This is a genomic window from Paraflavitalea speifideaquila, from assembly GCF_032395985.1.
GTDB classification, from domain to species: Bacteria; Bacteroidota; Bacteroidia; order Chitinophagales; family Chitinophagaceae; genus Paraflavitalea; species Paraflavitalea speifideaquila.
The window spans coordinates 2898047-2918559 of sequence record NZ_CP135920.1 but is presented as its reverse complement, the minus strand read 5'-3'; the positions used below and the strand labels follow the sequence as shown (position 1 = coordinate 2918559).

30 protein-coding genes and 1 pseudogene are annotated in these 20513 nt (G+C 46.1%); 20 read left to right on the top strand and 11 right to left on the bottom strand.

The window, feature by feature from the left end:
- Positions 1 to 162: 162 nt before the first annotated feature.
- Positions 163 to 1113, bottom strand: a complete 951-nt coding sequence (locus tag RS881_RS20005) for a DUF4421 family protein (protein WP_315822686.1) — start codon at positions 1111 to 1113, stop codon at positions 163 to 165.
- A gap of 55 nt (positions 1114 to 1168) precedes the next feature.
- Between RS881_RS20005 and RS881_RS20000 the strand changes: the two genes are divergently transcribed.
- Genes RS881_RS20000 through RS881_RS19990 form a run of 3 tightly spaced genes read left to right on the top strand, consistent with a single transcriptional unit; the run spans position 1169 to position 2273 of the window.
- Positions 1169 to 1444 (top strand): hypothetical protein, encoded by a 276-nt coding sequence (locus tag RS881_RS20000; RefSeq protein WP_315822685.1) that lies wholly within the window; start codon positions 1169 to 1171, stop codon positions 1442 to 1444.
- Positions 1363 to 2016, top strand: coding sequence for an acyloxyacyl hydrolase (locus RS881_RS19995; protein WP_315824548.1), 654 nt, complete (start codon positions 1363 to 1365; stop codon positions 2014 to 2016). The genes RS881_RS20000 and RS881_RS19995 overlap by 82 nt, the downstream gene beginning before the upstream one ends.
- On the top strand, positions 1905 to 2273 hold the full coding sequence (locus RS881_RS19990; RefSeq protein ID WP_527250431.1) for a hypothetical protein: 369 nt from the start codon (positions 1905 to 1907) through the stop codon (positions 2271 to 2273). Before RS881_RS19995 ends, RS881_RS19990 begins: the two co-directional genes overlap by 112 nt.
- Positions 2274 to 2328: 55 nt before the next feature.
- On the opposite strand, the gene RS881_RS19985 is transcribed toward RS881_RS19990, so the two are convergent.
- Positions 2329 to 2472: a hypothetical protein gene (locus tag RS881_RS19985; protein WP_315822683.1), complete on the bottom strand. Its 144-nt coding sequence runs from the start codon at positions 2470 to 2472 to the stop codon at positions 2329 to 2331.
- A 71-nt stretch (positions 2473 to 2543) separates the two neighbouring features.
- Between RS881_RS19985 and RS881_RS19980 the strand changes: the two genes are divergently transcribed.
- Entirely contained in the window at positions 2544 to 5333 is a 2790-nt protein-coding gene (locus RS881_RS19980; RefSeq protein ID WP_315822682.1) for a S41 family peptidase, read from the top strand.
- Positions 5330 to 5803: a S41 family peptidase gene (locus RS881_RS19975; RefSeq protein WP_315824547.1), complete on the top strand. Its 474-nt coding sequence runs from the start codon at positions 5330 to 5332 to the stop codon at positions 5801 to 5803. Before RS881_RS19980 ends, RS881_RS19975 begins: the two co-directional genes overlap by 4 nt.
- A gap of 102 nt (positions 5804 to 5905) precedes the next feature.
- Here the strand turns inward: RS881_RS19975 and RS881_RS19970 are convergent, their stop codons facing one another.
- From RS881_RS19970 to RS881_RS59720, 3 genes are all read right to left on the bottom strand, one after another.
- A complete protein-coding gene (locus tag RS881_RS19970) occupies positions 5906 to 6376 on the bottom strand; it encodes an rRNA adenine methyltransferase (RefSeq protein WP_315822681.1) in 471 nt (156 codons plus the stop codon).
- A 291-nt stretch (positions 6377 to 6667) separates the two neighbouring features.
- Positions 6668 to 6949 carry a hypothetical protein gene (locus RS881_RS19965; protein WP_315822680.1) on the bottom strand — a complete coding sequence of 94 codons (282 nt, stop codon included), beginning with the start codon at positions 6947 to 6949 and terminating at the stop codon, positions 6668 to 6670.
- 298 nt (positions 6950 to 7247) lie between these two features.
- A complete protein-coding gene (locus tag RS881_RS59720; RefSeq protein ID WP_350340148.1) occupies positions 7248 to 7418 on the bottom strand; it encodes a helix-turn-helix domain-containing protein in 171 nt (56 codons plus the stop codon).
- Between the two features lie 143 nt (positions 7419 to 7561).
- Here RS881_RS59720 and RS881_RS19960 point away from each other — a divergent pair, with 143 nt between their 5' ends.
- The 8 genes from RS881_RS19960 (at position 7562) to RS881_RS19925 (ending at position 11997) form a co-directional block, all read left to right on the top strand.
- Positions 7562 to 7849 carry a DUF6597 domain-containing transcriptional factor gene (locus tag RS881_RS19960; protein WP_315822679.1) on the top strand — a complete coding sequence of 96 codons (288 nt, stop codon included), beginning with the start codon at positions 7562 to 7564 and terminating at the stop codon, positions 7847 to 7849.
- Complete coding sequence (locus tag RS881_RS19955; protein ID WP_315822678.1) at positions 7842 to 8342, top strand: helix-turn-helix domain-containing protein; 501 nt, start codon at positions 7842 to 7844, stop codon at positions 8340 to 8342. The genes RS881_RS19960 and RS881_RS19955 overlap by 8 nt, the downstream gene beginning before the upstream one ends.
- A 75-nt stretch (positions 8343 to 8417) precedes the next feature.
- Positions 8418 to 8582 (top strand): hypothetical protein, encoded by a 165-nt coding sequence (locus RS881_RS19950; protein WP_315822677.1) that lies wholly within the window; start codon positions 8418 to 8420, stop codon positions 8580 to 8582.
- 229 nt (positions 8583 to 8811) lie between these two features.
- Positions 8812 to 9990, top strand: a complete 1179-nt coding sequence (locus RS881_RS19945) for an FAD-dependent monooxygenase (RefSeq protein WP_315822676.1) — start codon at positions 8812 to 8814, stop codon at positions 9988 to 9990.
- Between the two features lie 137 nt (positions 9991 to 10127).
- Complete coding sequence (locus tag RS881_RS19940; RefSeq protein ID WP_315822675.1) at positions 10128 to 10592, top strand: RDD family protein; 465 nt, start codon at positions 10128 to 10130, stop codon at positions 10590 to 10592.
- A 71-nt stretch (positions 10593 to 10663) separates the two neighbouring features.
- Positions 10664 to 11194 carry a hypothetical protein gene (locus RS881_RS19935; protein ID WP_315822674.1) on the top strand — a complete coding sequence of 177 codons (531 nt, stop codon included), beginning with the start codon at positions 10664 to 10666 and terminating at the stop codon, positions 11192 to 11194.
- A gap of 9 nt (positions 11195 to 11203) precedes the next feature.
- Complete coding sequence (locus RS881_RS19930; protein WP_315822673.1) at positions 11204 to 11497, top strand: hypothetical protein; 294 nt, start codon at positions 11204 to 11206, stop codon at positions 11495 to 11497.
- Positions 11498 to 11751: 254 nt separating this feature from the next.
- Positions 11752 to 11997 carry a hypothetical protein gene (locus RS881_RS19925; protein WP_315822672.1) on the top strand — a complete coding sequence of 82 codons (246 nt, stop codon included), beginning with the start codon at positions 11752 to 11754 and terminating at the stop codon, positions 11995 to 11997.
- 431 nt (positions 11998 to 12428) lie between these two features.
- Here the strand turns inward: RS881_RS19925 and RS881_RS19920 are convergent, their stop codons facing one another.
- Both RS881_RS19920 and RS881_RS19915 read right to left on the bottom strand, forming a co-directional pair.
- Positions 12429 to 12746 carry a hypothetical protein gene (locus tag RS881_RS19920; protein ID WP_315822671.1) on the bottom strand — a complete coding sequence of 106 codons (318 nt, stop codon included), beginning with the start codon at positions 12744 to 12746 and terminating at the stop codon, positions 12429 to 12431.
- A gap of 152 nt (positions 12747 to 12898) precedes the next feature.
- Positions 12899 to 13345 carry a CYTH domain-containing protein gene (locus RS881_RS19915; protein WP_315822670.1) on the bottom strand — a complete coding sequence of 149 codons (447 nt, stop codon included), beginning with the start codon at positions 13343 to 13345 and terminating at the stop codon, positions 12899 to 12901.
- 419 nt (positions 13346 to 13764) lie between these two features.
- On the opposite strand from RS881_RS19915, the gene RS881_RS19910 reads away from it, so the two are divergent.
- The 4 genes from RS881_RS19910 to RS881_RS19895 all read left to right on the top strand — a co-directional run bounded on the left by RS881_RS19910 (position 13765) and on the right by RS881_RS19895 (position 15068).
- Positions 13765 to 14097: an SRPBCC domain-containing protein gene (locus RS881_RS19910; RefSeq protein WP_315824546.1), complete on the top strand. Its 333-nt coding sequence runs from the start codon at positions 13765 to 13767 to the stop codon at positions 14095 to 14097.
- Between the two features lie 193 nt (positions 14098 to 14290).
- Entirely contained in the window at positions 14291 to 14668 is a 378-nt protein-coding gene (locus tag RS881_RS19905; protein WP_315822669.1) for a hypothetical protein, read from the top strand.
- Positions 14669 to 14685: 17 nt separating this feature from the next.
- Positions 14686 to 14934, top strand: a complete 249-nt coding sequence (locus RS881_RS19900) for a HEAT repeat domain-containing protein (RefSeq protein ID WP_315822668.1) — start codon at positions 14686 to 14688, stop codon at positions 14932 to 14934.
- Positions 14919 to 15068 carry a hypothetical protein gene (locus RS881_RS19895; RefSeq protein ID WP_315822667.1) on the top strand — a complete coding sequence of 50 codons (150 nt, stop codon included), beginning with the start codon at positions 14919 to 14921 and terminating at the stop codon, positions 15066 to 15068. Before RS881_RS19900 ends, RS881_RS19895 begins: the two co-directional genes overlap by 16 nt.
- Positions 15069 to 15087: 19 nt before the next feature.
- On the opposite strand, the gene RS881_RS19890 is transcribed toward RS881_RS19895, so the two are convergent.
- From RS881_RS19890 to RS881_RS19880, 3 genes are all read right to left on the bottom strand, one after another.
- The gene (locus RS881_RS19890) at positions 15088 to 15690 is read right to left on the bottom strand and encodes a fatty acid desaturase (RefSeq protein ID WP_315822666.1); all 603 of its coding nucleotides are present in this window, start codon (positions 15688 to 15690) and stop codon (positions 15088 to 15090) included.
- 681 nt (positions 15691 to 16371) lie between these two features.
- Positions 16372 to 16806, bottom strand: a complete 435-nt coding sequence (locus tag RS881_RS19885; protein ID WP_315824545.1) for a phosphotransferase — start codon at positions 16804 to 16806, stop codon at positions 16372 to 16374.
- Between the two features lie 5 nt (positions 16807 to 16811).
- A complete protein-coding gene (locus RS881_RS19880) occupies positions 16812 to 17309 on the bottom strand; it encodes a phosphotransferase enzyme family protein (RefSeq protein ID WP_315822665.1) in 498 nt (165 codons plus the stop codon).
- Positions 17310 to 17874: 565 nt separating this feature from the next.
- On the opposite strand from RS881_RS19880, the gene RS881_RS61675 reads away from it, so the two are divergent.
- A complete protein-coding gene (locus RS881_RS61675) occupies positions 17875 to 18924 on the top strand; it encodes a hypothetical protein (protein WP_315822664.1) in 1050 nt (349 codons plus the stop codon).
- 5 nt (positions 18925 to 18929) lie between these two features.
- Here the strand turns inward: RS881_RS61675 and RS881_RS19870 are convergent, their stop codons facing one another.
- Positions 18930 to 19052, bottom strand: a complete 123-nt coding sequence (locus RS881_RS19870) for a hypothetical protein (protein WP_315822663.1) — start codon at positions 19050 to 19052, stop codon at positions 18930 to 18932.
- A 186-nt stretch (positions 19053 to 19238) separates the two neighbouring features.
- On the opposite strand from RS881_RS19870, the pseudogene RS881_RS59705 reads away from it, so the two are divergent.
- Positions 19239 to 19642 (top strand): annotated as a pseudogene (locus RS881_RS59705) (winged helix-turn-helix transcriptional regulator).
- A gap of 96 nt (positions 19643 to 19738) precedes the next feature.
- The gene (locus RS881_RS19855; protein ID WP_315822660.1) at positions 19739 to 20443 is read left to right on the top strand and encodes a hypothetical protein; all 705 of its coding nucleotides are present in this window, start codon (positions 19739 to 19741) and stop codon (positions 20441 to 20443) included.
- The last annotated feature ends 70 nt before the right edge of the window (positions 20444 to 20513 follow it).

Below are 20513 nucleotides of genomic sequence, written 5' to 3'. Positions count from 1 at the left end.
ACGGTCTCTTTGTTTTTACGGCTGGGAACTGTGCTTGCCCGGGTGAGCGGGCTTACATTTTTATTCGCTTGGCTGCCTTGTCGAACGCCGCCTTCAATTTGCGCGGCGCGGCGAGACGGTAACCCACTGATAGCTGAAGCACAATACGGTCGTCTTCCGTGGTTACATTCGATTTACCTTGTCTGAAGGCCGATTCCAGCAAACGGCCATACAGGCCCGAAAAAAGCGCGGACCATTATAACCAATACCGGCACGTGCATCCAGGCGTAAAATGAAATTGGCTTGATTGCCTTTTCCTGTTGTACCATTACCATACCGGGTGGTGATGCGGCTGAAGATATAACCTGCATTAGGAGCCATACCCAGCGCCGCATACCACCTTTGCTGCAACACGAAATTGTAGAAGTAGCCTGCGCCGAGCAGGATCTCAAGATTAGTTCCCTTCTGGTTAGAACCACCGGGTGCAGGTGCGGCTTTATTGTCGTTGATATAATACCGGTACAGTAACTGGGGTATGAAACTGCCGGCGCTTTTCAGTTGCCTTTCCGATAGTGTGGATAGTGCATTTACGGAAAAAGAAGCATTAAAATTATACGCTGTGCTGCCCTGGTATTGGGTGAAAACAAGATCGGGAAATTGAATATAAAGCTTGCCGGGTGACCAGGAAGGGTCGAAGCGGTCTGTATTTTCAATGTAGTACCCCTTGGTGCGGCTGTAAGATAATTCCTGCAACCAGTGGCGGCCATTGAAAGCCAGGGCCAAGCCAGCACCCTTGGTTTTACCCCTTTCCACGTCATCATTATTACCCGGCAGGAAACGAGGCACCCATGTGATATAAGCCGAAATAAAACGATAGCTGACCCCAATACGGGTAACGGTTGAAGCATTGGGGCTAAGACGGATTTCTGTAGCCGGACTTTTGACGGCGAGTTTCTCCACATCCGTGCTCTGCGTCAGCCATAGTGTCAACCACTCACTCATCGGCTCTATTTTTCCGGAAGAAACAGGCGCTACCATCATGCTGTCGGTTGGCTTGATCTGTGCACACAGGATAGAATAAGAAAAGGATAGCAACAGCAGGCATATTCTCATAAGCAAAAGTAAGTTACTCATTTTATATACCTTTATTCGATCTTAACCACCCAATGCTAAACCACTATACAGACTTATGACCACTGCAAGGGTGCTCGCTTTTATCCTGGTGATGGAATATCCGGTATTACTAATTGCCCAAACAGAACAGTCGAAAGGCAAATTCCGGTTCATCAGCCTCAAATTTCATTCCGGAAGGCATTTCTACACTGGTACCGAATTAAAAGATGCGCTCAAAAATGGCTACAACTCTTTTGAGGTAAGGGTGGGCTGGCAATCCCAGGGAAAGCAGGCCTGGCAAAGGGAACACCTCTACCCTTCCTATGGCATTGGTTTTACAGCGGCAATGTAGGGGATATAGAAATATTCGGAAGACCGCACGCTGCATTTGGTTTTATCACTTTCCCATTCAGCAATAAGCGCCGGAACAATTTTCAGATTGAGCCAGCTCTTGGCCTTACCTACAACCTCAAGCCTTATAATCCCGAGCACAATGTGATCAATGACGCCATCGGTGCAAAGTTTGCGGTATACTTCGCCTTGAACCTAGGAGGGAAATACAAAATCAACCGGGAGATAGATCTGTTGTATGGATACGACATTACTCATTTCAGCAACGGCAGGACGGTAACTCCCAACCTGGGGCTAAACATGATGGGATTTAGTGTTGGCGGCCGGTACAACTTCAATGCTGCACAAAGAAAAACTGACAATTCCATTTTCCCGACTACTCTACTTGATGCCAGGCCCCATTTGCAGCCAGCGCAGCCCCATCAAAGATCAGAACTGATAATATCGCCATCTACCAGGCCCTGGGCACTGTACAGAACAAAGACGATGCAGGCACCGGCCATCGTTACCTTGTTTCCACAACGGTATTGGAATACCAACATAAGTTCAATACAAAACATGCAGCCAGCATAGGGTTTGATCTCTTTATTGACCCCAGCATGCGGGATACGGCGGAATATCCCGCCAATAAAATGGCCCAGGAGCAGGTATTTCCTGCCCTGCATGCTGGTTACGAGTTTATATTCTGGAAATTGAGCATTCGGATGCAGGCAGGAGTGCACCTCAGCAGCATGGGCCGTAAGCTGAAAGGCAATACCTTCATCCGGCCTTCGGTTCGTTATGAATTTAATAAGCACCTGTTTGCACAGCTGGGATTAAAAACCATGTAGGGAGGTACAGCCGATTGGGTTGAATGGGGTATTGGCTACCATATATTTCAAGCCATTAAAAATTGACCCCATGCCCGGCATTGATGGTGGCAGTGGATGTTTTGGAAAGGATATTTGGAGAAGGCAGGGAATAGTAGGGCGGGATGAGCAATCCAAGGCCCAAGCCGCCCATCAAACAAGGGGCAGGGCTGACTTCCATTTCCCAGGAATACCGTATTTTCAGCCTCTTATGCACTCCATACATCCCATTCATAAAAAGTATCATCGCTAATGAAAAAACTAATCACAGCCTTTATCCTGTTCGGATCCGCCCTGACCTTAAACGCGCAACAGGAAGCCCGCCTGCTTCGCTTCCCATCTGTGTACGGTAACCAGGTTGCCTTCACGTACGCAGGCGACCTCTATATTGTTCCGGCTTCAGGCGGGGTGGCACGGCGGATCACCAGCCATCCCGGTTATGAAATGTTTGCGCGTTTCAGTCATGATGGTAAATCAATTGCCTTCACGGGTCAATATGACGGCAATACAGAAGTATTCACCATTCCTGCTACCGGCGGCGAGCCGAAACGGATCACCTACACGCCCACCCTGGGCCGTGATGATGTGGCAGACCGAATGGGGCCTAATAATATTGTGATGGGATGGACGCCCGACGACAAAAATGTGATCTATCGCGGCCGCGGTACGTCCTTCAATGCATTTAAAGGGAAATTGTACCTGGCTCCACTGAATGGAGACCTCAGCCAGGAGTTGCCATTCACGGTCGCATCCTGGGCGTCTTATAGCGCCGATGGTTCCAAACTTGCCATGAACCGGGTATTCCGGGAGTTCCGTACCTGGAAAAATTATCGTGGCGGCATGGCGGATGATATTTGGGTAGTGGACCCTGCAACAGGAAAAGCAGAAAATATCACGAACAACCCGGCACAGGACATTTACCCCATGTATTATGGAGACAAAATATACTTCGTGAGTGAGCGCGACAAAACCGCGAACATTTTTGTCTATGATACGAAAACAAAGCAGACGCAAAAGATAACGACCTTTAAAGAGTTTGATGTCAAATTCCCCTCCTTAGGTGATAAGGCTATTGTGTTTGAGAATGGGGGTTATATTTACCTGCATGACCTTACGAACGGGCAGACTAAAAAGCTGAATATTGTTATCGCAGAAGACCTCGCCTCGGGGCGTTCCAAACAGGTCAACGCGGCCGATTTCATCTATAGTTGGGATGTTTCACCCGATGGCAAACGCGGCGTGTTCGGCGCACGCGGAGACGTATTCACTGTTCCAGCCAAAACAGGTGTAACACGCAATCTCACTCAATCCAGCAATGCGCATGACCGCAACGTTGGCTGGAGTCCCGATGGAAAATGGATCAGCTATATCTCCGACCGTACAGGAGAAGATGAATTATACCTGCAGCAACAGGATGGATTACAGCCAGCTAAACAACTTACAAAAGGCGGAGGGGCTTATAAATTCAACCCCTTGTGGAGCCCTGACAGTAAATCGCTGTTGTTCAGCGATCGTGCACAGGACCTATTCACCATTGATATTGCTTCAGGAACCAAAACGCTGGTAGCGCATTCTGATGCAGGTACTCTCCGGTCCTACACGTTTGGGCCAGACAGCAAATGGATCGCTTTTACTGTTCCCGGAAAAGCACGTGAGTTCAGTGTGATCAAACTGTATAACACTGACACCAAAAAAACCATCACTGTTACTGATGCCTGGTACAATAGCGGGGCGCCACAGTTCAGCCCCGATGGAAAACTCTTGTATTTCGTATCACAGCGTGACTTCAATCCCACTTACGGCAATACAGAATGGAATCATGTCTACACGGATATGTCGCGTCCCTATTTTGCCCGGCTTAGTGCTGATTCTAAATCACCCTTTGCCGAGAAAAACGACGAAGTAGCTGTAAAGGAAGAGGCAGACACGAGTACTAAAAAACCAGGTAATTCAAACAAGGCAGCACCTGCAGGCAAGGGGGTTACGGTGGTAGTAGATGAAGAAGGCCTGGCGGACCGTATTGAAAGCCTGCCGGCATCACCCGGCTCGTATGGCGGACTTGTACCTGTGGAAGATGGCGTTTATTATTCCTCGGCCGGCCGCAGCGGAGCCGGAGTCAAGTTCTTTAGCCTCACGGATCTGAAAGAAACAGAGATCGGCAGCTTCGGCGGATACAGTATTACACCGGATGCGAAGAAAATTATGTTCCGGTCAGGAAATGATTTTTATATTGAAAGTCTCAGCAAGTCGAAGATCACTCCAACCAATAAGATCGACCTAAGCGGATTGAAGATCACGGTAGACCTGAGAGCTGAATGGAAACAGATCTATGACGAAAGCTGGCGTCAAATGCGGGACTATTTCTATGACCCCAATATGCATGGGTTAAACTGGAAAGGCATGCACGACAAATATGCTCCGCTGCTACCCTACGTGAATCACCGCGACGATCTTACCTACCTGATCGGTGAATTGATTGGAGAATTGAATATCGGACACGCGTATGTTAATAGCGGCGACAGGCCTTCGATCAACCGTATTCAGATGGGTATGTTGGGAGCAAGATTCAGTCGCGACAAAAGCGGATACTATCGTATTGACAGTATTCTGTCGGGAGAAAGCTGGAACAAGACATTGGTATCCCCGCTACGGGTAGCAGGGGTGAATGTAAAAGCAGGAGAATATATTATCTCGATCAATGGAACCTCCATGAAGTCGGTCAACAATCTTTACGAGGCATTAACGGGCAAAGCGGGTCAGTTGGTGGAGATCGAAGTGAGTAGTTCTGCATCGGCTGCCGGGGTAAGGAAGTTATTGGTAAAACCGATTGCCGACGAATCGGCTCTTTACTACCACGAATGGGTGCAGCAAAATATAGCTAAAGTAACGGCGGCCAGTGGCGGCAGGATTGGCTATGTGCACATTCCCGACATGGGACCGGAGGGACTTAACCAGTTTGCCAGATATTTCTATCCTCAGCTTGACAAAGAAGCGCTTATCATTGATGACCGTGGTAACGGGGAGGCAATGTGTCGCCTATGATCATTGAGCGGTTATTACGCAAGCCCGGACTCGGAACGGTGATGCGCAACAGCAAAACGGCTTCCCTCAAACCGGACGCGCATGTAGGACCCAAGGTTTGTCTGATCGATCAGTACTCAGCTTCCGATGGGGACTTGTTTCCCTGGCAATTTCAATACTATGGTATTGGTCCTTTGATTGGCCAACGTACCTGGGGTGGCGTAGTTGGCATCAGTGGTTCGCTGCCATTTATTGATGGAGGAGATATGCGGAAACCAGAATTTGCACACTTCGCCCCGGATGGATCTAAATTCATCATAGAAGGAGAAGGGGTTCATCCTGATATTGAAGTAGCGAACGATCCTTTTAGTGAGTACAAAGGTATCGACACTCAACTGGCACAGGGCATAAAAACGCTGTTGGAGAAATTGGGCCAGGGCGGCAAGACGGGCGTACCCAAGATCCCGTCCTTTCCTGACAAATCGAAATAGGGATTTAACAGTCAAGACCTGATTGGACACACGATAATAAATAAGAAACCCGCAGCGACGCTGCGGGTTTTACTTTTTCAGCCCTGTGGAATGCCTGCACTCCTATGTGTTGTACCGCTCTCCTGCTGTTGTTCGGTTTAATCTTACTAGTTGCACCCGTTCTATTGCTTTATTGATACCGGACTTAATCATGTTGCCATAGCCATCGTCCGATAAAAAGGAAACAAAACTAAATGCTAACTGATAATGATCATAAGCCCGATCAAGCTCGTTCATATCCTCGTAACATTTGGCAATATTCAAATACAGTGAAGGGAAAGCGGATTTAATTTCCAGGTTATCGATTTTAAGAGCGTAATCCATTGCTGTTTCGTCCCATTTTAATTTATCGGCAACAGTGGGCTGATGCCGGGCAACATAATGGGCGGCAATAAATTTCTCGGTAGTGGTTGTAGCTTCATTCCACGCTTGTTGAAACTGATTGGCAGCCTCTACAGGTTTCCCCTTACCCTCTAATTGCATCCCCTGTGCACAAAGGATAACAATATTGTTTTCCGGATCGAATTGCATCATGTGATACCAGTTAAAAGCGCTTCTTTAAGCATTGAAATCATCAGTGGTGGCAGCAAAGTTATATCAATTTGTAAGTCAATCCCAATCGCAGGATATTTGAGTAGGAATTGGCGTTTGATTCATTTTTAAATCCCGTCAATCCAATTGAATAACCCAATATCAAGCCTACTTTCTCAAATTGGATCTTTGCCTGCACTCTTGGTCTGAAATCAACAACAGCTTTTGTTTTGTAATCAACCGAGACACGTTGGCTTTTATCAAATGACACTGCTTCGCCGGTAATATGGCCTTTTAAAGAAAAAGCAACATCAAATCCCCGGTCAGGTCAAGCAATGCCTTACCGGCCCTTATTCTCTTTCCTATAAAAGGGTTTAGAGTTATGAACGAATTCTTGAAAGTTGATTTTCCGGTGGTGGCATATTTTGAATAAAGAAAGGCGACTTCTGCCGCGGAGTCAATATCTATGGTACTTTTCAATGCTTCAAAAGCCAGCCCTGCACCGTACAGGAGGTTGCCCTTGGTTATACGCTGACCTGACAATTCAAATGAATAAAAAAGTTGGGCTTTTTGCAATAAGGGTTATATGTCGATGAACCAAAGGGGCTCTGCCCCATCCATGAAGTGGTTGCCGAACCACTGCCCCGGAAATAAGATATACCACTGTAAGCGCTGATATTTACTTCGCTTTTTTGGCCAAAAGAATGTGTCATAGAGACAACCAAAATGGGTATTGAAAGAAATACGCGTAAAAAGTGTGTCATAGCAAGGTTTATACTGCTGACAATAAAAATGAACAGGTCGTTGCAATTTTGTTTGCAGCTAAAGTCTTTACCATTCTAAGTCATTGAATTTCTACCAAATGCTCCAAATACTATTTCGAAAATGGCCAAAGGGTATATGTATTATCCCGTAAATCTGTTGGGGTGGAACCCGTTTGGGCCCTGAAAAATTTGGAACAATAAGCATGATCAATAGCTCCGAGTTCAAAGGCGATCTCCTTAATGGGCCTGGTGGTTGACTGGAGCAACTGTTTGGCTTCCATTTTATAAGCCGGTGTGAGCCATAGTCATAATAATCATTTCAGTGAGTAACAGTCCAGGGTAAAGATACTAGTATAGGGGACTGTAATAAAAAAGCACGAATTGATCAGCAGTAAGGGTTGGGCCAAATAGGTTAACTTTCCGTATGCTACACCAGGAATTTGAACCGCCGGAAGCGCTGCGGGATAGCATCAAGTGCTTTTGGTATAACCAGATAGAGCTGGGAGAACAGGAATCCAGCTTTGAAGTATTACCCGATGGCTATGCCGAAATCATCTTTCATTTCGGTAGCCCTTGTAGCGTTTATAACAATGGCAGCTTGCAGCCATTGCCATCGCCCTTATCATGGGGTTGCTTAATCAGCCTGTTCTTTTTACTCAAGAAACCGCTTAGAGATTATTGGCATCCGGTGTTTTCCCTGGACGGTGTTTGATTTACTCGGCCTACCATCGGGTAAAGGCGGCGTGCACGTATTTGAACATCCTATCGCTCAGTTGCAGCCCGCCTTACATCAATGGATGGAAGCTGGTAAAATAGCGGAAGCGCTAGCTTATGTACAGGCGTATTTCCTGACTACCAGATCGCAGATCGCCATTGATAGTATGCTCTACAAAGCGGGAGTTGCCATTCGAAAAGCAAATGGCAGCTTGCCTGTAAGTGATGTAGCGGCAGCCGCGCATGCCACGGTTCGTACCCTGGAAAGGAACTTCAAGCAATCCTCTGGCCATACAGTTAAAGACGTATCCAGCCTGATGCGCTTTGAACAGGCACGAAATCATTTATGGATTCACCCGAATACCAATATTGCCGGCCTGGCCCAGGAGCTGGGCTATACAGATCAATCGCACCTAAGTAGGGAATTCAAACGGTACAGCGGCACTACACCAGCGGCCTTTGCGCGAAAAGCAAAAAAGGGAAACAGGTAGTAAAGGATGATTTTGTCGCGTTTGTACAAGACTAAGACCAGCACATGGCAGAATTTTGTGTTTCATTTATTCTGTATGCAAGCTACCCTTGAAAACAAGTCATCAGCACCATCTTATGCTACTTACGATGTGATCATTTCCGGCGCAGGACCTGTAGGTCTCTTTCTGGCCTGTGAATTGGCCCTGGCCAAATGTACCGTTCTGGTACTCGAAAGGCCGAAGATCCGCACTCCCCTTTGAAGCAACTTCCTTTCGGTATCCGGGGACTCTCCGCACCTACCATTGAAGCGCTTTACCATCGCGGGTTGTTAGGCGAACTGGAGATACATAAACGCCTTAAAAGTCCCCATGCAAATGCTGTACAAGGACCTCGTCGTCAGGCAGGTCACTTTGCCGGCATTCCCTTCCTTGAGGGGATATTGACACCACACAGTGGAAGTTCCGCTTGCCAGGTTCCACTCCCACCAGTTTGATCACTGAAATGGAAGAGTTGGAAACGGTGCTGATCCGTCGTGCAGAAGCGCTGGGCATCACCATCAAGCGCGGCTTTGCGGTTACCCAGTTTCATCAGACAGCGGAAGGCGTAACTGTTGAGTCAGGTGATCAAAGCTTTACAGGTAAATGGCTGGTGGGCTGCGATGGCAGTCGCAGTGTTGTTCGCAAGATGGGCGGTTTTGAATTTGCCGGTACGGAGCCCACCTTCACCGGCTACACTACGCTGGTTGACATTGCGGATCCGGAACAACTCAGTCCAGGTCGGAATCTCACCCCCACCGGCATGTATATGCAATCACAGCCAGGTTACCTGATGATACAGGATTTTGATGGTGGGGCCTTTCATCAATCAGGAAAACCCATCACACCTGACCATGTACAGGAGGTGCTACGCCGTATTTCAAATACTACTGTTACGATCAGCGCGCTGCACATTGCTACGACCTGGACCGACCGGGCCAGGCAAGCCACCTGCTACCGCAACGGACGGGTGCTTTTGGCAGGGGATGCCGCGCACATTCATTCTCCCCTGGGAGGCCAGGGGCTTAACCTTGGATTGGGTGATGCCATGAACCTGGGTTGGAAACTCGCTGCCACGATTCATGAGCAAGCACCAGCGCATTTATTGGATAGTTATCACGCTGAACGATACCCCATTGGGGCAGGGGTACTGGATTGGTCACGCGCGCAGGTTGCCATTATGCAACCAAATCCAGCGGCCCGTGCACTGCATGCCATCGTACGTGACCTGGTGAATACCCGTGATGGCGCCACCTATTTTGCCGGAAAGGTATGGGGAATTTTCAACCACTATAATCTTGGCGGCAACCATCCGCTGGCAGGCTACCCTGTTCCCAATTTTACGTTTGAAAACGGTACAAGTCCTGGTGAGTTAATGCACGATGGCAAAGGCATGCTGCTTGACTTAGGGATGAATGCTTCTCTAAAGACCCTGGCCAATGAATTTGGCTCCCCAATCAAGTATGTTTCAGCCTCACTTGGTATCGAAATGAAGGGCGATTTAACTGTCAGCGCTGTACTGATACGGCCTGACGGCATTGTGGCCTGGGCTGCTGACAAGGACCTGGATTATGATGCACTTCAACAGGCTGTCATGCGCTGGTTTGTTAGCAACTCGCCAATCAACCAGTAAAGCTGTCCTTCCGCCCGCCTTACATAGGCATTTTTTTCATATAGGCATGAGTTTAGGGCGGTATCCGATTAATTATGTATTTTGGCAACCAGTAAAATAATTGTCTTACCGTTTATTGACCCTAAAACCCCAACCCCATGCAGCTTGAAAAAGCCCCTGAAGATCTACTGGCAGATGAAATTATATATGAAAGAGCCAGTGCCGGCAAGCGCTTCGCTAATTACATCATTGATATGATTGTATTTTATGCGCTGGTGATTGGTTTTGCCTTCCTACTCATTGAGGTAGCACCAAATACTATTGAATCCTATCCGGAATCCTCTGGGTTTAATCTCCTGGACAGGTTAATTGCCATTGCACTTTATGGGTTGTATATGTCTTTGGTAGAGACTGTGCTCAAAGGAAAGTCTTTGGGTAAGTATATTACTCAAACCAAGGCTGTGAACCTCGATGGTAGTCCCATTTCCGCTGGCACCGCTTTTGCCAGGGGTTTTAGCCGGGCTGTTCCTTTTTGCGCATTTAGCGCCCTGGGTAATGAATGTAATCCCTGGCAAGACAGGTGGACCAATACGATGGTCATTAATGATGTAAAGCGCATATAAGCTTAACTACCATGGCTATTCCTTTTGAGCTTCATATCACCACTTCTCGCCTATCAGAAAATGAGGTTCCGGTGTTTCAATCTTTTTGCCTGAAATATCAGGCAAAACCGCTGTTAATAGAGCTTGAGTGTGGTGATTATATTGAGCAACCCATGTTCAACAAGGTGGTATATTGTGAAAACCTACAGGAAGCACTGCAAACAGCCAGGGCAGTATCCGATGAAATACAGACGAATAATTGGCCATTGAAACGCCTGAAGATCGAAATCCCCGACTATCTAGCCGGGCACCTGCAACTTGAGCCATCCGGGCATCGTCCCTATTTTGAATGGCATGGGAAGATACATGGTGAGATTACAGCCAGTTTACGCGAATTATGCCGTTTACATAAAGTACACCTTTCTTTAAATGCCCTGAAACGAGCGGAGCATTTCCGGTTCATTACTTTAAGAGAGTATGGTAGTGCAGGGGTGTTCCACCAAAGAGTGAACAGCCTGAAAGCGGCTCTTTCAGATGCCGACTGGCCCTTGCTGAAGGATATCTCTGAATACTGTGTATATGATAATAATGTTAACCTGGATAATGGCTGGCTGCCTAAATAATGATCTTTAATGAACTTATCAAACGATAATAATTTACTAATACTGGCCTACGAGGCCATTTTACGCCGGGCTGCTCAACTGGAACATCCTATCATGTTGAAAGGAAGTTATGTCACCAGACAGTATTTTCCAGATCCTGGGCTTAGAATTCCTAATGACCTCGACTGGGTTTACCTGGAGCGCCTGGAGGATGAAGACTATGCCACAAAAGCGTTCAACGACTGGATGATCCAGCTTACAGAGTTACATGAAAATGACGGTGTACGTTTTGAGAGTTTTGGGAAAAACACTTTTGGAGAATGATCGATTATTCCATGGCTGACGATTTTCCCACAGTGAATACTGATCTTTTTGCTGGGTAGATGGGGAGGAAGTGAATCCGTTACAATTAGACATTTCTTTCAACCTGCCGGTAAATGTTTCACCGCACCCCTTTTATATAAACCAGTCAGAGGTGGGTCGTTTATACTCCCTTATTCAGCTCCACTGGCACTACAGGTTTCCTGGAAATTGCATCAATCGTTGGTACGAGCCCGGTTCAAGGACCTTTTGATCTGATGCACCTGGTGGTACACCCAACATTTACTTCTACCGTATTGGAACAGTCCATTGCGGAATTGGTCAAGGAGTGTGCTTTAGACAATACTGATCCTGCAAGGCTTTGGTATTTACTGAATGGGGATTGGGATGAGATTTTTCACATCAGGCATGTAGAAACACCCTGGGATTATTGGCGTCATGAAAAAGGAATGCTTTTTCAGGGTGGGTACCTGCCGATATTAACGATACGGCAAGGAGGATAACGGATGCAGAACAATTACCAGAAACCTTACCAGGGTTTATAGATCAGTTTAAACAGGCACTTCAGGCTGCGGGATTCTATAACATAGATATTACATCACTTAACAAGCGTGCGGGAGAAGTAAGTTTAGTTGATTTTTTTCAGACAGAGGCCCCACCCAAGTCTACAGTAACCGAAAAAAGCAAGGCAATTGGATGCAATTTCTAAGGCAGCTTTTAATTCAGGCAAATAAAATCAGGGCAACAATAGCTCAAAAAAGGCATCAAGCTCAACCTATTTAAACGGAGTACTTAAACCGTGTATTGGGTTCATGGCAAATCATAAAGCCGGGATGGAAGGTTTCATTAAGAGATGCATCCAAACTGGTCATAATGCCATCAATGGTTCCCCAAAAGACCCTACCAAATCCATCTGATTGGGGAGAGAAAATGGCTAGCCAGATAGGTTCGGGGATAGCAAAGTAAACAAAAGATCCTTAAAAGTATATCCCTCCTCCTCTCCCTTGCCCATTCCAAATATTTGAGCAACATACAAATCCAATCCATCGCCTTGAACAGATATGGGTTGCCACTCAATACCACGAAGCGAACGCGGTACTTTTGATTGAATGTAATCAAAGTTGTATCGTTCCAATATCTTCAATTCGAAGTTGGAGCCAAATTTACACTCCGGAGGCCCTTGCGGATAATTAACACCATCCCACTCAAAATGGGGTATTTTAAATGGCAGCCCTGTTATGGCTGATCCCACAGGAAGTAGAATTTCAAAGTCAGCGTCCATATAAACAACAAAAAAGGTTAAACAGTTGTGCAAGCGTTTCCGCCATGTTCAGCTCCCTCCCAAACACAACACTCAGTCCCCATGGAAAGATATCGATATTAATAATTAGTTGGCTGACACCACTACATAGTTTCCCGAACCCAATTCTTATAGGGATCGATGGCCAGGTTGGAATTGTAATACTTCGCATCTTCAGTGACCTCCTTCCCTACCCAATCCGGGCATTCAAAATACTCATCTTCCTGCTCCAATTCTATTTCGGCGATCAACAACCCAGCATTATCGCTCAAAAACTCATCTACCTCCCAGGTTTTATTCTTATACACGATATTATACCTGATCTTCGATAGCTCTGAAATCGAGAAATTGTCCAGTAGTTCATTAGCTTCATTACCGGGTATTTCATACTCATATTCCAACCGTGAAGCACCGACTGAAAGGCCTTTGATCGTTAAAAGCCTGCAGTTCCTTTCAGGCGAACCCTGATTGTCTTTTCCGGGTCCGTTGTTAAGTAACCTTGCCTGATGGGAAATCCGATGGGTTTCTCCATTTTTGCCATGCCTCAACATTGATCAGAATTTTCTTTCTATTTCTTTACCCATAAGCCGGAAAGCTATCAAATATTTCAGAAAAATGGGAAGATTAGTCTCCCCTTTTCTTATTTAGCTTTTAGCGATTCGTATTGCGAATATGTAGCTCACGCCATTTGCTGAACTCAAATCTGAAGGCCATGGTAGCTGTTTGCTTCGCTGGGGGCTTTTGGGGCGATTGGTCCTGCAGGCCCTGTTTTGGGCCGGTGGCTAAAAATATTTGCGCAACTGAAAAGCTGCTCTTATGTTTGCAACCGATTAGTTGCACACCTAATTACGCAACTGGATAAGTTAATATTAACCATATAAAAAGAAAATATGAGCAACAAGATCGCTGTAAATGCAACCATCAACGCTGATGTAAAAAAGCCTGGGATTATTATACGCAACCGGAACATATTACTCAATGGAACTTTGCCGACCCCTCCTGGCAATGCCCCAGCGCATCGAATGACATGCGGGTTGGCGGAAAATACTCAGCCAGAATGGAGGCTAAAGATGGCAGTTTTGGATTTGACTTTGAAGCTATTTACGATGAAATTGCAAGTGGCGAAAAATTTACTTATACTATGTTGGACGGCCGGCAGGCAACGGTTGTGTTCAGCAAGAATGGCAACCAAACGGATGTTGCTGTAACGTTTGACCCGGAGACAGAAAACTCGGTAGAACTGCAACAGGCTGGCTGGCAAGCGATCCTGAACAGCTTCAAAAAATATGCAGAAGCCAACTAAGAATTCTGATCAGGCTGTAAGTTCAGCGAATAGTTATGAAAAAACAAGGCACCTTCGATGGAGGTTGCCTTGTTTGTTTTACAGACATCCAACTGTAGCCATCGATGTGGCTGCCTTATATGATGCAAGGTTCTTAAAACACCAATTCGTTTTATTGTTGCCCGTAGAATTCAATAATGTTTTTATTACATTTATGGCAAAACACGATTTGATGGCCTTTTATGATCTGCCTAAACATGAACGGATGGCTGTTGTGGAGGATATCCAACAACAGGTACTACAGGAGCTAAGAAAACCTCCGCCGGCAAAAACAGTGTTGTTTTTTCAGGACGAGGATACGTATATCAGAAAATCAGCTTATTTGTCTGTGGGCAGGATCTATGCCGCACATGAAAACCTGCGCAAGGCAATCATTACAATGCTGGAAGGCCTGCTCCTTGCAGCCAATTTCAAAATAAGGCAAACGGCCATCAATGCTGCGGGAGAAATAGGCAAGGTGGATTTCGCAGTAGTACAGCATTTTTTGATACGGGACTATTTGACCCGCATCACTCTCCCCGCAATGCGGTGATAGGCAGCATTAAAAAAATGGGCGAAGTGAATCCGCTACCTGTTTTACAATGGGCCGCCGGCTACCTGCAGCATCCGAAAGTAGAGATCCGCCGGGAGATATGTCATGGTATTGAATTGCGGGGACGCAAGTATCCGCAGGATATCCTGCCGCTGCTCAAAACGCTACAGCATGATAAACCAGCCCGGGTTCGTAACACGCTGGTGCATGTGTTGGGACAAATTGCCTACAAAAAGGTTGCCTGGAAACGGTGGTGCAGGATCTAAAAACCTGGGAAAATAAAGGGCTTGTTGCCGATGCACTGGCCGAAATTATTGATGTACACAACCGGTACAACAATTTCTCGTACTATACTCAGCAACAAGCCCGCCGGTATATTGAGTCTCAAAAAGTCATATAGGGGTTACGCCACAAGCTGCTTAGCTGGTCATCGCTTCGCCGGATTTCATTTGCTTATAGGTGTCAAGAAAACCATAGGATATGTCACCTTCTCCATCGCATAGCTCTTTATAGGAAGTGGGGAGTTTGAACCAGGGAATGGTTGGATATTTATGGTGCATATAATGATAGCCATTGTTGTAGGTAATCAAATTAATATAACGGTTTAAGTTGCTACGGGTACCTGTACGTGTATTAAAATGGTCGGATACCTCAGACCAATATAAAAAGCTGTAATGGCACCATAGCATTGGTATGATCCAATAAAGCAGGAGGATATGAGCAAGATTGAAAATGGTAAAACAGGTTAGTATGAGTGTCCAGAACAACGCTATTTTCAATCCACTGTACCGGAATGGCTTCAAGGTTAATTTTTGCAGGTAGAACCAGCCGGCATATCCTACTACCGGTTTTATGAACCACAACCAAAAGTAATTGGCGCCGGGTGTTGAAAAGCCAAACTTTTCATAATCGGTTAATAGTTTATCCTTGCCGGGTTTACCCAAATGGCTATGGTGCTTCAGGTGTTCTTTACGATATATCTGTACGGTGGTAAAAAAGGGTAAGCTGTACAAAAATTCCAACTTATAATGCCACTCTTTTTTGAGAACAGGGTATAATGTGATGCATTATGGAGCATGCATTCTCCCAATGTAAACTGGAAGGCGCCAATTATCCAAAGGGAGGGAATGTACAGCCAGATTGACCAATAATGGGTATTTAGCCAAATAATAGCTACAATAACAGTCCAGTTACGCAATATCCCAATCAATGAATAGCATGAAGTGGGCTTGAGCCAGTCTTTTGAAAATGTAGAAGCATGCATAGACAACCGTTTAGCATATACTCAAATAAGTATTCACCTGAGCTACTTCAGCGCTTGCTATATGCCGCCAATCAGGGTCTTCTATACAGTAGGGAAAAGATGTGGGATGTTTAGTTGTAACAACTGAATGCAATATACGTAAATCAACCCGAATAGATCTGATTGGGCTGAAGCCATGCCAATTCCCATAAAGAAAAGCACTGCAATTAAGAAGGATGCCATTGTTTTCATGCCTAAAGCTGTTTGCGGGATGATGGGCCAGCCTTGTGCCAATTTTATAACCCCGTGCAAATGAAAGAACTACACGCTACCGGAAAGTTTAGGGATGTACGGATACAATACAAGGATTGTTCGTTTTTGTATCGTCTCGCAGTAAATGTCTTTTATTATTTCTCCCAATAAGTATCTACTACATGCCTTAAGAATCCGGTATAAAGTTTTACATGGGCTGGCTGGGTAAACGCATAAAACTGATCGTGTGTGGTATGAAACGCCATATAAAAAGCCAGAACCCCAGGGAGAGGTAAGGCACCCCGGCCAATTCCTGTTCACTAACAGGGCGGATGGCACGATACCCTTGCAGGAAAACAGCATAGGCTTCCCGGGCTGCTTGTTGTGTCATTCTTCCGGCAAACACATCGAGGGTAAGGTGTTGCCAAAAGGTCATGATATCATTTATCAGGAAGCCATAACCCATAAAATCAAAGTCAAAGAAGGTAACGTTGTCGCCTTCAAAGTGAAAGTTTTTGGGCAGGAAATCAAAATGGCAATAGCCTTTTGGGAATGCGGCAGCATTTAGATGTAATAACTTTTTCTCTACCTGGCTTGCCATCAGTTGTAGCCACACATAGGTTTCCGGATCATGCGCCAACACGGGCTTCAAACTTTCCAGGGGTTTGTAAAGGGTTGTTTCAGGTCAAAATGCCACCTGGCTGTTGCTGGTTGTAAGGAAGCTGATACCTGGTGAAAGCGTGCCATTTCGCGTCCAAGGGTAAGGAGTTGGGTTTCACTCAGCATCCTTTCGGAACGGCCAGGTGCATAGGTGAATAATACCGCATACCGATCTCCTTCTACTGCATGCAAGGATTGAATGGCTTCGCCGGAAAGCGCGGGGATGGGATAAGAAACCGGTATATGGGCTTGTTTCAATGCCAGCAGCAATTGTACTTCTTCTTTGATTTGCGGTAAACTACGATGGGGAGAACGATAAATGCGCAGTATATAACGGTGTTGGGAGGACTCCACCAAATAAGTATCGCCTACTCCCCTCACCAGGAGTTTGCATTGTACGTGGGGCAATGCATATTGTTCAGTGATCAAGGAGGCCAAAGCATCAGGACAAAGGGTGGAATAAAGGGCAGGAAAAACAGGCTTCATGTGTTAAAGATATACTACAAATTGTTTATCTTTATACTGATGATATAATCATCTAACATTTCAACAGTGTCTTACTTACCAATCCATCGTATAATAACGCTCAACCCGGCCAATTGGCCGGGTTGATGCTTTCTACTTTCGGCCGCCCGGCTACTATATTCCTACTATTGGGCTACTATTGCCCTACTATTACCCTGGCTTTGATTAGCGTTTACCTACGGATTACCCACCTACTGTCCATGACTTTCAATGGAACAGTCTGCCCTTTATCAGCCTTTCAGGTGCCGTAATACCAGTATTATACTGTATTAAGTACTGATCATCTTATCGGATTGATGTGTTTATGCCCTATTCATTAAATACTTTCAAACAGGGTCCCATATCAGCATGAATGGCTGCCCAGGCTGACCAGGGAGGGTAATCAATGTTTTCTAAATCTTAGCAGCATGTTTTTTTCGGGTAGCAGGCATCGTAATTTTATTAAAATTATTTTTTATGGCTAAGCAAGCAGGCCACATCAAATTAACGGGCTCCATGGGAGGGGTCATCTATTACAAGGGGAAGGATGGAAGCTACCAGGCCCGGGAAAGAGCGGCCCCTCCCCGAACAAGTGCGCAAGAGTAAACGTTTTGTGCGCACGCGCGAAAATGCAACGGAGTTCAAGCGGGCGGTGCGGGCGGGGATGCTGGTGCGTTATTCTTTGCGGAAGTTGGTAAAGGACCTGCGGTTGGCAGATACCTCCATTTCGGGCAAGCTGCATGGGCTGCTACTACGGGTGGTAAGATCCGACCAGGTGAATGACCGCGGCAAGCGGTTGGTGTCGAAAGGGGAAGTGGACCTGCTGGAGGATTTTATTTTTCAGGAGAACAAACCATTCAGTAGTGTGTTCCAGGCAGGTCCCATGAGTACAATGGATACGGCTACAGGCCAGGTAAGTGTATCCGTCCGTGCCTTCAATCCACAGGAATGGATAGCTGCACCGGATGATGCTACGCATTATAAACTCGTGCTCAACAGCCCTGCTATCCATTTTGAGAAAGAACGACGTGAACAGGAGCTTACAGAAAGTAACTACTTGTTATTAAGTGAACCTATGGCCGGCCCGCTATGCCTGGAGCATATACAAGCGGCGCAACCGGGTTATTGTTTGCTGTCGGCCCTGGGAGTTGTGTTTTATAAACAAACAGCGGACGGACAGTTTACGCGGGTGGAAGGTGGGGTTATGAAAATATTGCAGGTGGCTATGGCTGCGGGTGAAACACCTTTTAGGAAGCAAGGGCCAACGCAAGTTACAGCAACGCTTGTACAGGAAGAAGTAAAGGCTCCTGCTTGTGTGGCAGTTGCTACCAAAAAAGTAGTATCAGAATGCGTAATGCCGCATACCGCCATCCACCAAGGCGACGGTACCGGTGATGTAGCGTGCACGGGGCGAAACCAGGAAGGTAGCCATATTGGCCATGTCTTGCGGCGTTCCGAAATCGCCCAGGGGATTTCGCGGCTGGCAAAAGCTTTGCGCTCTTCTTCATTGAAAAACGGCGGATATTGGCGGTATCAATCTGGCCCAGGCTCGACAAAGCCGCTGCGGCGATGTTTTGAGGCGCATCGGGTGCAGTAAAATCCCTAGACATAGGTAATGGGTTCCACGCCACCAGCCTTGATCACTTCTTCTTTGAGGCTATTTAACAGGTCTTCATTTCTGGCTGTGGCCAATACTTGTACACCTTCGATTGCCAATTCTTTCACAATAGCGCGGCCAATACCCTGGCTGGCGCCCGTTACTACGGCTGTTTTCCTTTTAAATACAGGTCCATATTGCTATTCTCCTTGTTAAAATTGAACTGTTGATTGAAAATTCTTTGCAAAAGTAGGGGCAGGTTTTAATTTTACAGGTGATACGATCAATTGTCCGGTACGAACAAACATGTAAGTATGGCAGCCAGAAAGAAAAATTCGACTTATACACGCAATGAGGAAAGTCTTATTGAATGTGACCTTAGTTATGCCATCAGTAAGATTGGCGGCCGGTGGAAATTGCAAATATTAAGTATGCTGGAAGATAAAAAGTGCAGGTATAGTGAACTCAAAAGGAGTTTTCCTTTATTACTGAACGGATGTTGACCTTGCAACTGCGTACGCTGGAACAGGATGGACTGATCAACCGAACGGTTTATGCCGAAGTACCTGTTCGGGTTGAATATGAACTAACGGCCATCGCCATCGAGTTGGTGCCTATCTTACAACAACTAAGTACCTGGGGCGGCAAGAGCCGGCAAAACGATTTGCAGTCAGCAGTTATTCTCTCTCCGCAAGAATACAGGGAAGATCCGCTGTGATCTAATACCCCTGAAACGTATAAAATAAAGTCAAAGCTGTCGAAAGCCTGCCAGGATTTAGGAGAAATGTGGGAGCCTTGCAGAAAGTCTATAGCCATGAGAAAATTATTAACGATCGGATTATTGTTGGTCGTGGCCAGTACGGCTGCCCAAACCAATACCATTGCTCACTTTTCGGTGTGGCACCCCAAACCGGGGCAAGGGGAACAGTTTGAGAAGGGCTATAAGAAACACCTGCAATGGCATGCCGCCAATAAGGACACCTGGAGCTGGTATGGCTGGTACGTAATATTAGGACCGCGGGTGGGTTATTTCATAGATGCTACGTTTGATCATAGCTGGAGTGATTTTGACAAGCCGGTTAATCCGGCAGGTGATCATGCCGACAATGCTTTGCATACGGAGCCTTTTGGCAACTTTAAGTTATCGTATAAAGTTAAGTTCCTCCCGCAACTTAGTATAGCCAATGCGACCAGTCTGCAATCAACCTTTCTGCGGTACATTACGCTGACGGTTACGGATATTGAACAAGCCAAACTTTGTATTGAAAAGTTAAAGACCAATTACCAAACAAAAGGAGTGCAAAACTTCCTGGTGTATGAGATGGCAGATGGTGGCTCGCTGAACCAATTGTTAGTATTGATAGGTTATAACAACATTGAAGCATTTGGCAAAATGGATAATATCCGGGAAGAGCTATCCAGGATCGAAAATTTACAGCAGGTGAAGGTCTTTACGGAAGTGGTTTCCGAGACCTGGCGGTATCAAGCTGCCATGAGTTTATTCCCCTCTTCCTTCTAACATAGCCAGCATATATTTTATCTTTTACCAACATAATACTGTGAATAGTTTCAACTGCAAAACTATTGCC